This is a genomic window from Endozoicomonas sp. ALB032 (genome assembly GCF_049310125.1).
GTDB lineage: Bacteria > Pseudomonadota > Gammaproteobacteria > Pseudomonadales > Endozoicomonadaceae > Endozoicomonas_A.
Map to the genome: position 1 here is coordinate 6,931,431 of NZ_JBLYNW010000001.1, position 16,815 is coordinate 6,948,245.

Consider the following 16,815-nt stretch of genomic DNA (forward strand, 5'->3'; position numbering starts at 1 on the left):
GCCCCGATTCCCAGCGTGTCAGGCTGGCCTGGTGCCCCCCGCGCAAAGTCAATGGTACCCAGTGGCAGGTCTGTGCGCAGAACAACCCTGTTGACGGTTAAGTTATCCTGTGACTTAACCGTCAGGCTCCGCGAAGCAGACAGCTCCATCAGGCGGGCTAAGGGTTCCAGCGATTCCCTGGTCACCCTGTTGCCAGCCCGTTGCCCGACAACAAACTTGGCAAGGGGTTTTACCATTCTGTGAGCCAGCTTTTTCATCCCCGGACGATTATTCACCCCGTCCTGGTCAGCGCTGACCACTCTCAGCAGTTCTCTGCCCAGGCTTTCCAGGCTCTCCTGGTCAAGCCCTGAAATCACATTGCTCAGCTCAACACTAAAACTTTCTTTTGATTCCGCAAGGCGCTTATAGGTTCGGTCAACCTGCTCAAGAAACAGCCGGTTCTGATCCGGCCCACTTCCCGGTTTGATACCCTCCTTCAGGGCAGAAAGTTGTGGCAGTAAGTCGTCAGGCAAAATCCCGGTGCCAGAGCGTTGATTTAACGGACTGCCCTCACCCCAAAACTGCATCAATATATTGGCGGACGAAGCGGTAGCCCCAATGACTGGCTGCCGCGATGTCTGGGGCATCATTCTGTGAAGCACCAGTTCCGCGCTTCCCGGCGTCACCGGCTGCCAGGGGCTACCGGTATGGGTAACGGCCAGCTGAAAGGCAGGGAGCACCTTTCCATCCCGGTACCTGAGACTGAGGGCATGGTCAAACACCTCAGCAACCGCCGTATCAAAATTCCGCCTTACTGAATGCCCGGCAGGCAGTTGATCAAAGCGACCCAGAGAGAGTTCATCCAACGCCTTTGACAGTTGCCCGGTAAGATCCGTCAGCTTTCCCTTGTCCAAATAGCTTTTAATCGTCTCGATATCGCTCTCTGGCAAAACTGACACCAAGGCATCGGTAGGCGACACCATAAGCCCAAGGCCATCCGTTCTGGGGCTTACTTTTTCCAGAGTGAAATAGTACTCAGTCAGTAAAAAGTGCATTAAAAAGGCAGTGAGGGAACGGCCCGGCGTCTTGCCACTGATGTCACGAGCCAATCCTGTCGCAATGGTTTTTGCTCTTAACAACAGATCCTGTTGTATTAATGACGTGTTCAATCGGCCAAGAACCGAAAATGAATCGGCCAGGTTTTCATAACGGGTTTCTACATAGCTGGTCGGAACATAACTGAGCGGATGCCATTCATAAGGTTGTATAGCGATGTCGGTGCCAATGATATTTCCCAGCCGGTAGGGAGACTGATCATTCCCTGTTGCCTCTTTCAGCTTCTGGTTGTAATCGGAAATCACCCTGCTTAGGGATTTATACGGCTTCAGTCTTATAGTGCGAAAACTGCTGAGTAGCAGCTGTCTGGCCTGCTGGTAGCCCTTATCAGCCACTTGGCTGGCCGGAACGACCAGAATAATTTTCCCTCCGTTATCACCCGGTTCAGCTTTTAATCCGAAGCGGATGTTCGTGGTTTCGCCAGTATCGACCGCAGCCGTGAGCAGCCGCTGGTAACCCTCCCCCGGTTCGCTGGTCAGGGAAATTCCCTGAATAACATCCTCAAACCACTGGACACCCCGGGCACTTGTTTTGGGCACAGGCAACAGGTCTGATGACAAAGGTTTGCGGTTCAATGCCTGGAAACCCAGCGTTTTTCTGATCAGCGCCTGCTGTTCTGCTCGCCGTTGCTCTGGAAAAGCCGATGACTTGCCTGCGACCTGGAAAGCTGAAGCCGTCCATTCAGAGAACAGCCGGGTATGTTGTGACAACCAGTTGTCGGTCATGCCCCTCTCACTGGCATAACCGGGGTCAACGTGAATAATACTGAGTGACCCCTGACGATCATCGGCAGCTTGCCGGTCAAAGGGCACCGCCTGATTGAGTGGTTTTCCACTACTCTGGCTTTCACTACTCTGGCTTGAGTGCTGCAGGACAATCAGCTGCCTTGCTTCCTGAGGGATTGCTATCTTCGCTTCACGGTGCGAGTCGCCTGCCATCAATCCCGACTGGACCAGCTCAGCCAGAGTGACTGGTTTGCTAGGATCAGTAGCAGCAGACAGCAGCCGGGAGTATTGCCGAAAAGGCTCCGGACAATCCGCAAAACGGCTGGCCAGGGTATTCAGCTTTTTCAGTTCGTCCCTGACATTGCCGCCGGAATCAACGACAGCTTTCTGGTATTCCGGTGAAACCCAGACGACAACCAGATTACCCAGACCATCCACATCCTGGCTCAACCTTCTGAAAGGATAAAGGCCGGTATAGTCGTTCTCATCCGGCTGGCCGGGTATTCGAGCAGTTCCGGGAAGCTCATGGAGATTCCTGTAATCCCGAACCAGCAACCCACTCTGGTCAGAACGATGATCCAGAGACTGAAAAATATCCTTCAGGTCCGCACTGATTCGCTCAGTCTGGACATCAGTGATCCCCATGGCTAAGGGGCGTGAAGCGGTGATATCCCGTACCGCTTGCGGGCGAACAGCTTTCAAAAAACCTTCCGGCAACTGTCGTATTAAAAAAGAGTGCCCGGACTCAGGGTTTCTGATAGACAATGCCAGCGGTGGTTGACTGCCTTTGCCGGTCAAGTCAACCGACTCGTCACCAGACGGTTGCTGAGGACTCTTATCCGTCGAAGCCACCGCATAAAGTTGATTTCCGGCCTTGAATACTCTTACCCCGCCCTGAATATTTAATTTTTCCGGGATCTGGTCACGCCATTGAGTTGACAGGGTGTGTTGTGCATGTTGCGACAGACCGTCAGCAATGGCATTCAAAAATGCCTTGTTAGCCTCCAGCTGTTCTTTTTGATTACTGGCCTTGTTGCGGCTAAACCAGGTTATCTTTCCGTCATGGTAAACGGGTTTTGCTTTGCCCTCATTACCTGAAAGATCTATTTCAAGGGTTAATGATGGCATGGTAAAGCCGAGCGTTTCTTTGAAGATATTTCCGTATTTAAGCACCAGGGTGTCGAAGAGTTTTTTGAGACCAACGGTATTTTTCTGAAGCCCTATTTTCATCAGGCTGGGTACAATATTATCGTCCTTTAATATGTATTCAGATAACAGCCGGGTCATTCTTTCCCGAGCTATATGAATGGCATCCTCTTTCTCAAGCGTTTGATAGATCTTCTGCAGGGCCTGCTCTACCCTGTTGGATTTTTTGTGGAGGACTTTGCCTAAATCAACCTCTTTCTTTGCCTGCCGCAAAATGACGTCCTGGTACTTTTCCATTGACGACACCGGAAGACCAGCAAGAAGGGCCGGGTCAATGATCAGAGAGTGACGCACATCATGCTGCAACTTCCCGGCCACGTCTTCCAGTTTACTGACCGCCCGATTTTTGATGAGGGCAATATCCTGCTTAGCATCAACGTCAAGGCGTTTGAATTTAGCTCTGGTTTTATCCAGGGATTCCAGCCATCTGACACGATAGACACCCAGAGCCAGCCTGAATGTCTTTTGGTCATCCGGTGATTTGATGGTGTCATAGTAATCAGAAATCGCTCCGGCAAAATCAGACAACTCAAGCGGTGAATACCGAGCCTGATTTTTATGAATGTGTTCAATCCTTGCATGCAGCCTTCCAGACTGATAAACGGCTCTTACCGCCCGAAACATATCGGAATGAGGTTCGGACCGGATTCTGATATAGTCTGGTCCCTTGGCGACTAAATCACTATAAAGCGATGCGTCGGGAAGATTATACAGAGGGGCCAGCCTGAAGCTCTCATCCAACCCATAGTAGAGACCCAGGCTCATTAACTGGCTATTGCTGTATTTCCAGATATTCCCTGCCGGCCCCAGATCATCTTTGCCTGCTAACTGGATAGACCTTAACAGCGCCGAACCAAACAAACCGGAAACGGCTTCCCGAAGCGTTGAATCGGGTATGCTCTCAATACCCTTTGTACCTATTTCAATAACCGGTTTGCCGCCTTCGGGGATAACGACATGACTCTCAAACAGAGGTTTATCCGGATGAACCAGGACACGAACCTGTTCCTCACTGGTATAGCGGATACTTTTTGCGGTTTTGCCCAATTCCCTGAGCTGGTCATTTAACCGCCCTTTCAAAAACAAGTCGGTTACTTTGCTGATATCATCCTGAAGCCGTGAAGCGGGAAAATCGTTATTTCGAACCCCCCTGTCATACTCGGCAATATCAAACTCCACGGCGATATATCGGGCAGGAAGGTCAAATCTCTCTTCCAGATACAAAAGGATACCCAGTCCTCCCGGAATTTTTTCTGTCAGATAACCTGCACCAAACTTCTGATAGGAAAGTTCTTCCTCTCCTATGATTAACACCGGAGCCTTGTCTGGAATAGCTGGGCGCTCAGGTTCATTGAGCTGTCCCGACTCAAGGATTTGCAACAGCGGGGCCAGACTAAACCGTTCACGAAAACTAATCCGGCTGCCGGCTCCCAGCCTGTTACTGATCTCCGTTGGTGTTTCATCAATACGCTTGTATGAACGATTTCGATAGGTCAGGAAGCCATCCACAACATCGTAGTACTTCTCGATACTTGACACCTGTTCAAAGGTATCCGTTTGATAAACCCGACCTTCAGGATCAATAAATAAAATTTTGTCATCCCGCTCGGGGTATTTGATGTTGTCCTGTTCTGTGCCATGGTGACAGACTTTAGGCAACCCCTTTTTCGCCGCCGCTTCATTGATCTGGTCAATGATGTTTTCCTGAAAATGAGTCAAGGTTCCCTTATCGGGATCAAACCTGCGTCGCTCACGCGTACCCAATGCTTCGGTAACACGACGATAGGCAGACAGCCAGCGAGCCCTGGCCAGTTCGCTGGAAAACTGACCCGCGCCCTTGTTCGCTGATGATAACCGCCCAATTCGATCCGCCTCTTCCCTCACGCCAGTCATAAGGTCGCTTGAAGATGTGTCCAACCGCTTGAACAGGGCAAACAGGTCAATGTCTGCCGTAAACAATCGACGGGAGCCATCGTCATTGACTTCAGCCATGACCATCAGGGGACGGAAAGCATTATATTCCGGATGCCCAATGCCATAGTCTTCACTTTTATACTCGACTTTCCAGAGGTCATTAGACTGCCGGGTCAAACGATACTGAAACACCACCGGGCGCTCACCGGCTCTGCCATCACTGGATTCAATGGAACGAGTTACCGTTGCCAGATAACCGCCATCCTCCAGTGGCGTCAGCGAACCCAGCTTGCCCTGTTCCAGCCGACGCTCAATGGCGCTCCAGTCCAGTTGCAGCTGAACGGCGGCCATGCCCGGCAAGTGGGTTGAATGGACATTCTGGTAGTCCCCCTTTTCGATCTGCGACCGATGTTCCAGACCGCCTTTGCCAAAGACCTTAGACAAAGCGGAATCGAAGGGAATCAATCCCGCCTGTATTCCCCAGTCCGCACTTTTGCCCTTGACACTTAAACCTTTTGTGGCAATTTTGATACCGTCACCCAGACCATGATTGAGCAGGTCGGAGGCATCTGGATTAATGGGCCTGATGGCAATCAGTGCCTGGTTTTTCCGGGCAATTTCCCTGAATCCTTCCCAAAGGGCTTGCGGTACACCAGAAGCTGCAAAAGCCTGGTCACCCTGGATCAGCTTTCCCGCCCACTGCTCCAGGGAGACCGGACGTACTTCCGACGGTTCCGGCTCCTGGGGCGCGCGACGCTGTCTGTCACTTTGCCGGAGACTCTCGGCTATCGGGTCATGGCGTGAGAATTCAAGGATGGCACCCGTCGGGTAATCCTGGAGCAGGGTGAAATATCGGGTGCGGGTCAACTGAAACCATTGGCCTGAAGCATTCACCAGAACTTCGCGCTCGCCGCTGTGATTCCAACCTTCAGCCTTCGCCTGACTGATTTGTAAATCGGCGATTTCCTGTTGCTGTTTGATGGCCGTGGCAATCACTTGAAAGCGATGGCTCCAACCCTGGTACAGAAAAAGACGACGATCGCCTGCTAAGTCATTGCCGGGGAGTTGTCGGTAAAGCAGCGTATTCAGAGCTGAGAATGAAGCCCGAGGTAAAATCTGGTTTTGTATAAGAGCCGCCAGTGACTCCGCAACAAAATGGAGTCTGGATTGGCGTGCCAGCGGCGACACAGCCTTAGTGTCATCCTTAGTAACAAAATGGAGTCTGGATTGACGTGCCAGCGGCGACACAGCCTGAGTGTCATCCATAATAGTGTCGGGAGCAGGCGTCAACTCCCCAAGCGGCTGACAACCTGTTGCATCGCGGTGAAAGATGCTGAAATCCTTCCAGAACGCCTCCGGTTGCAGTCGCTCATAAATGACCATGGACAAATAATGAAGGAGAATCAAGCTACCCCGGTCGCTGGCTGGAGCCAGTTCTGCCAGAGCGGTGGACTGAAACGGGGAAAGATCAGAGTCCAGGAAGCTGCCACCCAGAACCAGCTTGACCCCCTCGTTGGTAAAATAGAGTCCATTTTTTACCCAGGGACTCAGAGACACCAGCACCGTGAAACGGTCAGTCATGTCATCCGGTAAGCCGGAATAACCAAGCAATTGGGTAAATGCCAGATTGACGTCCCTTTCGATCTGGCGAATGTCCCTGGATGATAAAAAGTACTCAGACTGGCTGCTGCGATCTGCCGTCACGGTATCCAGCAGCAACTGAATAGACAGTTTGCCTTTGTTTATCAACTTACTGAATACATAACCGCTTTCATTATCATATCCAAGCTCACGCAACACCTTACGATAATGCTCTCTGGTGAGGTCAATGGCTCGGGAAATATCATTGCGTGGAAGAACTTCCGTTTCTCCCGGGGCAAAATCTGAGGACTGGATTTTCCAGTGCCCCCCGGGGGTTCTGTAACAGGCCCAGTGCTGTCCATTCCCCTGCTGCCATAGCAACTTTCCACGATCATCAACAGCAGCGACCCAGGGCTGGCCAAGATCATCAATCTGGGTCAGCTCCCGTGCCACTTCCAGAGTATTCAATCTCGCCTGCCCTTCTGGCAGGGCGGCCAGCACCTCCCGGAAAAATCCGACAATGCGCTCATTACCCAATGCGGGATCGGCAAGACAGTAGATCTTTATTCGGTGGCTTGACTGACGCAGCCATTGGCTGGCAAGACCGGCCGCCAGGTCTGACCCGGAAAAGCCTGATAAACGACCATCTGCTGTCAATCGGCCAACCAAAACCAACAGCCCAGATGATGGCGGCTCAGTAAAAAAATCCAGGGCATGATCAGCATCCGGGGAAAGCGCTGACAGCCGCTGTGTCGCCTGAGGGTAACTGCGATGGAGGAATCCGGCGATGGCCTGAATGTCGTCATCCTGACCCAGGGGAAGAACATATTGCTTCAGCTTGCTGTTGTTCTTTTCAAGATGAAATGACAGGCTGTTTTGCTGTGGATCTACCGCCAGAGCCAGGTGTTCTTCGGTGGACAAAGTCCCCCAGCTGGCCAGCTGTTTCCCTATCGGGTGCTGCTCCGGGGGCACGGGCTGTTCGCCCAGCGATTGAATATAGTCGGTCATCGCCTCCCTGAGCAACTCATCGCCATTGAGAAACAGGTTAAGGCTTTCATCCCCGCGCAGCAGTCCCAACCGGTAAGTACCAATGCGGGCCAGATGCAGGGGAAAACCCTGATCCTTCGCCGCATCCAGCTGGCTGAAATAAAACCGTCGGGTCTCCTGCCAGTTGTAGGGTTCAGCTCCCCCCAGGGCATTGTCTAAAAACCGGTACCTTTTTACCATCAAAGCCAACACCCGTTGTGCGACAGGCGACTCCTTACCGGCGGCCATCATGCTGGCGGACAGACGCCCACGGGATTGTCCGGCCTGAACAGTACCGGGAATCAAACCCGTCTGGTTAATTGACCGAAAGGGTTGCCGGGTCTCTCTGGCTGCCGCCAGCAGTTGCTGACGAACCCCCGGCCTGAGATCATCCAGCAGCTTGAGGCTGTCAATGTAGCCACTGCGAAGCGGTTGCCGGAGTTTGTCCAGGCGGTGAGGGAAGTCGTCCGGATGGCTCTCCAAAATCGCCTGGACAATACCGGCTTCCAGCATTTCCTCTGGCAGGCCATCCAGTTCAATCCCCGTTAACCAATCCCGATTGATGCCGGGCAGGCTATCTGGCCTGACAATAAAGCCACCCGCACTGAACAGGATCTGAAAACGGGCCAGATTTTCCGCTCCGTTAATATTTCCTCGCAGCAGCTCATTGAAGTAATCACTGGTCAGAATGTTCCCTTCTGGCCACAGTGACGCAATATCCCGAACGTTAACCCGGTGCGCCTGATTCCCATGGTCACTTAACCGGCTCAACTCTTCCCTGGCATAGAGAATCTGCTGATTAAAACGCGCCTTCTCAGCGGCCAGTTCTTTGGCAGAAGCATTGGTATAGGAAACCAGAAAATTCTGCACTGCCCGGTCAATGGAAGCCCCCTTATTGAAACTATTGAGAACATGACTGACGGCACGGCGCTGGGTATCGATTATTCGACGGATCAGTTGTCCGGCAAATGGCTCAAGGTCCCGGGCATTGGCAACATCGGCGTGCGCCCACTCTATGATGTATTTTCGCATCAGAGAAGCCAGAGAAACCCTGTAGTCCTGCCAGAGATGGATTTGATAATCGGGGTTAGCCCTGATCCAGGCTTTCAAATAATCCAGGCCAACCCTGTCCAGTGGCTGGAGCAATAACAGGTGAATGGTTTTGGGGGGTTCTTCAAGGGTGCGGTTGAGAAAAGCCTGAACGGGAGATAACACTGAGGCTACCCAGTCTTTCTTAAAGGGTTCCTGCTGCAGGTACTCCTTCGCCCAGGTTTCTATCTGGCTGGCAGCCAGCCAGCCTTTAGCGGAATTTTTCTCCTGGATGGAATCGAAAACACTATAACTCTCCATTAACTTGCGGTAATGAAACGTTTTGCGATCTTCCAGGGAAAGCCCGTTGTCGGCCATTTCCAGAAACTGGCTGAAATCAGGCTCTGATACTTGAGGACGTTTAGCATTCTTACCAGACATTTTTGAAAACCCTTTGCGATAGCCCTTTTACGTTTTCGTGATAGGGATTGCCATGCTGAATAAGACAAAATATATACGGCAATAGGCTTATTTTTATGAGTTACTCAGGTTGATATGAATCTCTGCTATCATTCCCGAGGGCCAGGAACCTTTGCCTGATGCTATGTAATCCGGATATTACGGCAACCTTATTGGTGATTGATTACAGTACAACAGGGTTTAATTTGCCAGCCGATGTGTTTTATTTTCTGGCTGATGACATGATTAAGGGGGGCATTGCCTATGAACTACCGAACTCGTCGTATCTATCGAAAAGACCGCGATACGAATCAAGTCTGCGCTGACCCTCTAGTGTTTTTAATTATGAGATCTGAAAATATAAGAACAAAGGCGTCTTTCCCCATCTTTGCTCTTATGTTCATTGCTATTGCATGGATTGCCAGCTCCGCTGCAGCGGAAGAAACCCGGCAACATCGCCTGCTATTAATGAATTCCAGCGGGCTGGCTGCCAGGGAGGAAACCTTGAATATCTATGAGGGTTCTGTTTCGTTCTATAACACTTCCCATATTCTGCTGACTGTTAATAATGCTACTGATTCCAGATCTCGCTTTTTAGTTGATTTCAATAACCTTAACGTTGTTCAAAAATGGTCAGATGTTCTTGCCACTTCACCTCCCGAGCAAGACTCTCTCTTCAGCGAGCCGTTAGCCGAATACCTGGCTCAAAAAGCAGGCTCTGTGGTTCCTGTGCCACAGTCAAACCTGACATACATTGCAGCTCTGAATGACATACAGGAAGGCAACAATGGTATAGCCATAATGAGCTCGCTGATTAAAGTGGACAAAGACTGGCAGGAGAATCAATGGCGGAATCGCACTCTCGCTTCATCTTCAGACATTCCGGCTCTGAAAGACATTGTTAGTATGACACTGTCACCGGATGGACAGTTCCTTGCAGTAGTCGCTGCCGAAACCCAAACCCTGCTGATTTTTCGATACGACCAGGGACAATTGCATCTGATGCAATCAGTCTCCAACCCGGAAGATCTTGAGAAAGTTGACAGCTGGTTTGGAGTGCACGATGTAACCATTGCCAGACTACCCCGTGACTCCATCACCGCCTTTATTGCCTCTACCGACCGGTTCGTCCATCTGGTGGTTTTAAACAAGGAAGATCAGTGGGAAACTCAGGAGGCTCAACTTATTGGCCTTCGAAACATGCCTCAGGCACTCACCAGCATAGCCTCCAGCCCGGATGGCAGAAAAATAGCCGTGATTGGCAGACGAGGTAGCCTCCATACCCTGAAACTCATCTCTCCCCCTTTATTCGCAGAATGGCAGGACCCTCCTGAATATGACTACGATGAATCCAATATGGAAAATAACCAGTTCGTAGTAGGGCTTATGAATGTGACGGACCCCAATCAGTCAGACAACGAGAATTATTCTCAATTGATCGTCAGGGTTGACTGTGAAGGCCATGAAGGCAATTGCCCATTCATTTGGCAAAACAAAAGTTTAGTGGTCAACCCAGAGAGTGATACCCCTTTGAGTAAAAAGAGCGGAGGTTGGGCACTCTCAGAAAGATGGCCCCTGACGGTAACAGCAACTAACCCACACAAGCAGTTCAGTCAAATACGAACAGTGGTCAGCGTAAAACCAGCTGATTACACCTCCCGATTACTGAAACGGGTGTTCGCTGGTGTGTTGCCAGCGTTGGGCGTAGCAGGCCTGGGTGGTTACGGCCTGATTAAATGTTACAGATCAAGGATGAGAAACTATGAACTCAATCAAGAAGATCCATCCGACGATAACACAGAAAATATCTCTGATCGCCCTGAAAGCAATGATCAACCAGCTCCGCCAGCCGGTTTAATGGTTCACTTTGATCCTGAATCAAATGGATTAACCCAAACGCTGGTGCACCCGGCACCAGGTGATACAGGCTCCAGTTTAAGCTTATCCCTGTCTTGGCCTGCCCCTGAAGTTATAGATATGACCACTGCAGATGCTCCTGAAGTTATAGATACGACTACTGCAGATGCCCCTGATGTTATGAATACGACTTCTGCAGATCCTCTTGAAGTTATGAATACAACCACTGCAGATGCCTCTGAAGCTACAAATACGACCACTGCAGATGACCCTGAAGCTACAAATACGACCACTGCAGATGCCTCTGTAGATCGCGCATATGGATATGGGGAGCCAACTATTCCACATCATGCTCTCAGAATACCGAAGGGTCCTGGAAACACATATCCTAACCAACGAGGACTGCAAATTTATTTTAAATACTTTGGTGTTGATATCAAAAATAACAAAACAAAAGAGCACTGATCTCATGTGGTGCCTGATTTTAAGGCAATAAAAAACCCCTTAGCGATTTCCCTGCAAGCAGTTCTATCGAAAGGGGCCGTGATACTGATGATCCTGGCTCACCTATGGACTAAGTCAATAAGCAATGTGGGAATCCCAGGTTCGGCATACGAGGTATTCCCCGCCCTACAAAAACGGATAACGAGCCATCATCGTTTTGCAACAGAAAGTGAGTCACCAACATCGCAAAATAGCAACAGCGTTAAACAACGTGGTAAGAAGCGGCACCATCGAAGCGACAAGTAATGGTGAAGACGATTCAAGGGGCAGACCCGCTTGATGAATCCTCAGGAGATGGACGGAACGATCAAAGCGATTGCCGAACACCAGCAGGCCACTGCTGAAGTCAAAGGTAATTCGGTTTCCTGGCCAACCGTCACTTCCTTGGCGACTGGTCAGAGTTGTTTGATAACAGAGGCTACCATTGTCAAACCGAACAACGTGCAAGCCCCGCTCGCCAGCAATCAAAAAAGTATTATTGTCGTATTGCCGGATTTCATCCAGTTTTCCCAAGTCTGGCCAGCTTGACTCGATGGTATTCTCGACGCCTTCCCCGTCCGATGAAAAAATGGCATTCTCACACGCACTTAACGAGCAAACCTGTTGGGTCGTTGCCTGCTTGCCGGTAGCGGTTTGGCATTGATGGGAATACAGTCGACAACCAAGGGCCTGATAGGAATAGTGAGCAGGACCAGTGTCAGTGAATTGATTAACAACCTCAGGAGGGCATAAAACTATCTCTCCACCCCTATGGATAAGCAACAAGTATGCATCTGCGAAGATAGCCCCTACAGGTTGGTCAATAACAACCTCACCAATAGCCGGTGTCAGTATGGTGACAGGCCGCCAGTCTTCAGCCAATTGCTCAAAGCAGGCTATCTGGTTGTCAAACGCCCAACTGACACACAATTGCGTGCTGTCCTTATTGAAACTGGCAGAGGAGCAGCCCTGGCGAAAAAGATAGTGACTTTGTCCACCAAAGCGTTGGAATGATCCCGTTTGACAGTTTTTTTCCTGCTGATAAACCCGCAACTCACCCATGAGCAGAGAGCAAGCGGCGAGCCATTTTCCATCCGGGCTCACCCCTAGAGATGAAACACCAGCAAACGCCACTAAAGGGCCCGTGGTCAGCTGCCCCTGTTCCCAACTGAAGCTGCCAATACTTCCTCCCTCTTGACCCGAATCGCTGGATACATAGAAACAGTTTTTATTTTTAACCAGACTTCGATGTTGTCTTGAGTTGGGTGATATCTGGGTCGTCGTTTGCACAACACACTGGTCAGAATCCTCTGAACATTGGAACGCAAGACAAAGCCCCCTGTCATTAATAACAACCACTATCACATTGTTTTTTTTGGCAAATAATGCAATGCCCGCAGGCGCACCAAACCATTGGGTCTCATTTGCAAACTGGTAGGTTTCACGCAACAACACATTGTCAATCAATGTCAGTCCAAGCCCGAGTGAAGGCATCCCAAGAACAAGAAAAATAACAGTACAGCAGGTGCGGCCCACGAGAGCCGCAAAGCAGGCAGAAACTTTACGTACAATATCAGTATTCAAGTTGACACCCTTTCAAACGACGGAATTTACGCTCATTCGATAAAGTAGCACGCTTAAATGAGAATCTGCCTGCAAAAGAACGCCAGTCTGTGCTCTGAAGACAGTTTTTTGTGATTTGCAAAAAATTTGTAACGGAACCAACGGAGAAGTCTACACTGTGAGACTCAACTGAGCAGCTGTCGTATTAGAGGATTGCATCTTCAGGTTGAACTGTCGTTTAGCAACACAATCAGGATCAAGGATATTGCCAATGGACTCTATAGATGCCGATACCGAGCCATCTGCCGGGAGTGGCTTGTTTTGCTTTTTGTTGATGATGCAATACCTGAAGAAAACCATTGACATTAATGTCATTAAACATGAGTTCTGCCCCGAGGGAGATGACCTGACCCCACTGACGATGCTCAGGGCCTTCAAACAACTGAAACTAAGAGCCAGACAAGTCAGAATCAGGCGGCAGCGATTAACTAAAATACACTGCCCGTTTATTGCCATAGACAAAAACGAGCAGTTTTTCATTATTGCCGCCATCAGCGATGGCAAAGCATTGATTCAACGGGAGGGAATGAGACCTGAGTCAGTTTCTTTGGATAAACTCTGGAGTCATTGGCATGGCCAGGCCATTTTAATTACTGATCGAAGTATTCTGCCAGGCAAAAATCAACACTTCGATATCAGCTGGTTTATACCGGCTATCGTCAAGTTTCGAAAACTGTTCAGGGACATATTGGTTGCTTCTTTTTTCATGCAGCTATTCGCCCTGCTGACACCGCTTATTTTTCAGGTGGTGATGGACAAAGTGCTGGTTCACCGGGCAGAAATGACTCTGAATGTACTGGTTGTAGCGCTGCTGGCTATTTCCCTGTTTGAGGTTATGCTGGATGGCTTGAGAACCTATGTTTTTTCACATACCACCAACCGGGTTGATGTTGAACTGGGTACCCGGTTATTCCGGCACCTGCTGAAACTTCCTGTTGCTTTCTTTCAGAGTCGACCAGTGGGTCAGGTTGTGGCTCGTGTGCGTGAGCTGGAAAACGTGCGTAATTTCCTCACCAGCAGCGCTCTCACCCTGGTCATAGACCTGTTTTTCAGCCTGTTGTTTATTGTTGTCATGTTCTTCTATTCCAGTCGGCTGGCCTGGATCGTGATTGGCTCAATTCCGATCTATATTATCATTTCTATTTTGATTACTCCCCGCCTGCGCCAGAGAACCGAGGAATTGTTTCACCGCAGTGCCATCAACCAGGCATTTTTGACCGAAACCCTGACCGGGGTAGAGACCCTTAAATCCATGGCCATCGAACCCCAGATGCGCCAGCGCTGGGAACATCAGCTGGCCGGTTTTGCTCAGGCTTCTTTTCGCTCGGTGGTGACCGGCATGTACGGCAGTCAGTCGGTGCAGCTGGTGAGCAAGCTGGTCACCGCTCTGTTGATGTGGCAAGGATCTCTGGAGGTCATTCACGGGCATATGACGGTAGGCGAACTGATCGCCTTCAATATGATTTCAGGACAGATTTCTGCCCCCATCCTGAGGCTAGCCCAGCTCTGGCAGGACTTTCAGCAATTTCGCATTGCTATCGACCGCCTCGGTGACATCATCAATGCTCCTACCGAACCCCAGAGTCATTTAAGTCAATCCTCACCTCCGGTAATGAAAGGAGCCATCAGGCTTGAGAATGTTGTTTTTCGCTACAGCCCTGCAAACCCCGCAGTACTGAACCGCATTGACCTGGACATTCCTGCAGGACAGGTGATCGGCATTGCTGGCCGTTCAGGCTCTGGTAAGTCAACACTGACCAAGCTGATCCAGCGGCTCTTCATACCAGAAAGTGGCAAAGTTTATATTGATGGTGCCAACCTTTCACTATTAAACCCAGCCTGGATCCGACGCCAGATTGGTGTCGTCCTTCAGGACAGCGTGCTCTTTAATGGCACCATTCGAGACAATATTGCTCTTGGGAATCCAACCCTGGATATGGAGTCGGTCATCGCTTCAGCCCAACTGGCCGGAGCTCATGATTTCATTATCGAAATGCCCCATGGCTACAATTCTGAGCTGGGTGAGCGCGGCGCAGGGCTGTCCGGCGGTCAGCTTCAACGCCTGGCCATAGCAAGAGCACTGGCCACCCAGCCCAATATCCTGATTTTTGATGAAGCGACATCGGCTCTGGATTATGAGTCAGAAAAAATTATTCAGGACAACATGCGGGCTATCAGCAAAGGCCGCACCGTCATCATCATCGCCCATCGACTCTCAACTATCCGTCGTTGTGATCGGATTATAGTGATCGAAAAAGGGGTTATTGAAGAAGATGGCAGCCATGATGAGCTGGTTCAACAGCAGGGACGCTATGCCCAGCTGTGGTCTTCACAAATTGATGTAACACAAAGAGTTTAAACAATTGGGACGCATTCTCACGCTGATCAGAGACAGCCTGCACCATGAGAAAAAACATCCTCGGGTCAGGCGCAAAAAAGATGAGCTGGAGTTTCTGCCGGCCGCTGTTGAAATTCTCGAATCACCACCGTCACCGTTCGCTCATGTCCTGATGTTGCTGATTTGTGCCCTGCTGACCTTTGTTTTGCTCTGGAGCTGGTTCAGCTTTATTGACACCGAAGTCACCGCCAACGGCAGAATAATACCAGTGGGCAAGGTCAAGGAAGTACAATCACTGATTGCTGGCCGAGTGGATACCATCTATGTCACAGAAGGTGAGCATGTTTATAAAAACCAATTACTGATCAAGCTGAACCCCACCGAGCCAGAAGCTGATATTCGCCAGATTGAAGCCATGTTGCTGCAAAACCAACTCAATGTCAGGCGATTGCAATTGTTGCTTGAATCGGCAACGGAAACGCCTCTGGCGCCACCTCCCAACCTGCAGCAATGGATTAGCCAGGCTAAGCTGCCGCTCTCGGGAAAGCCAAGCCCTGACCAGTGGTTTCGCCAGCAACAGTTACTGGATTATGACTACCAGCATTATCAGAGCAGCAATCAATCCGTAGTGCAGCAAATCGATCAGCGTCGGGCAAAGGTTATGGCGATTCAGGCCGAAATTGACCGACTGCAGATACTTAACCCCCTGCATCTGGAAAATGAAAAAGCGACCCGGCAATTATTAGACAAAGGTCTTGTGTCACGACTGGAGTGGCTGGCCACCAGGGAAAAACAGCTGGATACCAGCCAGCAGCTGCAGGTCCAACAGAGTCGCCAGAATGAAGCAAAGGCAGAGCTGGCAGCGCTTGTCAGTGAAAAAGAAAGTAGACAAAAAGCATTTCGTCATGAACGCATGGAAAAACTTAATGAGTTCAGTGATAAGATCACTGAACTACAAAACAGCATTATCAAAGCCAGGGAACACAACCAGAATTGTTATATCCGGGCACCGGAAGACGGTACGATACAACAGTTTTCGGCGCTGGGTCACGGCTCGGTGATCCAGCCGGCTGTGACTTTGATGTCGTTGGTTCCGGACAAAGCGGAGCTGCAGGCCGAAGTTATGGTGGAAAACAAGGACATCGGTTTTGTGAAGGCGCAGATGGCGGCCGATATCAAAATAGAAACGTTTCCCTATACATTTTTTGGCTATTTACACGGCGTAGTTGAGCTGGTTTCCAAAGATGCCCGGAACCAGGGCGAGCAGGGATTGATGTATCCGGTATACATCCGATTGAACCAGCAATTTGTCAATGTTAACGGTCAGAATGAACCTTTGCATGTAGATATGATGGTCTCTGCCGAGGTGAAAACCGGTAGACGCCGACTGCTGGCATTTTTTCTGGAACCATTCTTGCGCTACCGTGACGAAGCACTGAATGTCCGTTGAACTGGCTGCTAGAGCCTTGCGATACCCTC

At 50.2% G+C, this 16,815-nt stretch carries 5 protein-coding genes (1 of these 5 cut by a window edge); 3 read left to right on the plus strand and 2 right to left on the minus strand.

Annotated features, from left to right (window positions below; translation table 11 throughout):
* Window positions 1-9,017: the 5' portion of an anthrax toxin-like adenylyl cyclase domain-containing protein gene (locus ACO6VG_RS25150; RefSeq protein WP_422476173.1), read on the minus strand. 20,875 nt of this gene lie to the left of the window's left edge; 9,017 of the gene's 29,892 nt are visible here — the first part of the coding sequence; the start codon lies at window positions 9,015-9,017; its stop codon lies off the left edge, out of view.
* Window positions 9,018-9,299: 282 nt separating this feature from the next.
* Between ACO6VG_RS25150 and ACO6VG_RS25155 the strand changes: the two genes are divergently transcribed.
* Window positions 9,300-11,357 (plus strand): hypothetical protein, encoded by a 2,058-nt coding sequence (locus ACO6VG_RS25155; RefSeq protein WP_422476175.1) that lies wholly within the window; start codon window positions 9,300-9,302, stop codon window positions 11,355-11,357.
* Window positions 11,358-11,570: 213 nt separating this feature from the next.
* Here the strand turns inward: ACO6VG_RS25155 and ACO6VG_RS25160 are convergent, their stop codons facing one another.
* Complete coding sequence (locus tag ACO6VG_RS25160; RefSeq protein WP_422409683.1) at window positions 11,571-12,959, minus strand: hypothetical protein; 1,389 nt, start codon at window positions 12,957-12,959, stop codon at window positions 11,571-11,573.
* Window positions 12,960-13,209: 250 nt separating this feature from the next.
* Here ACO6VG_RS25160 and ACO6VG_RS25165 point away from each other — a divergent pair, with 250 nt between their 5' ends.
* Together ACO6VG_RS25165 and ACO6VG_RS25170 are read left to right on the plus strand one after the other, a co-directional pair.
* Complete coding sequence (locus ACO6VG_RS25165) at window positions 13,210-15,357, plus strand: type I secretion system permease/ATPase (protein ID WP_422134830.1); 2,148 nt, start codon at window positions 13,210-13,212, stop codon at window positions 15,355-15,357.
* A gap of 4 nt (window positions 15,358-15,361) precedes the next feature.
* Window positions 15,362-16,786, plus strand: a complete 1,425-nt coding sequence (locus tag ACO6VG_RS25170) for an HlyD family type I secretion periplasmic adaptor subunit (protein ID WP_422138679.1) — start codon at window positions 15,362-15,364, stop codon at window positions 16,784-16,786.
* Window positions 16,787-16,815: the final 29 nt, after the last annotated feature.

Excerpts from the sequence above, each read along its gene's own strand:
- ACO6VG_RS25155 (WP_422476175.1), top strand. The coding sequence starts at position 9,300 with ATGAACTACCGAACTCGTCGTATCTATCGAAAAGACCGCGATACGAAT.
- ACO6VG_RS25165 (WP_422134830.1), top strand. The coding sequence starts at position 13,210 with ATGGACTCTATAGATGCCGATACCGAGCCATCTGCCGGGAGTGGCTTG.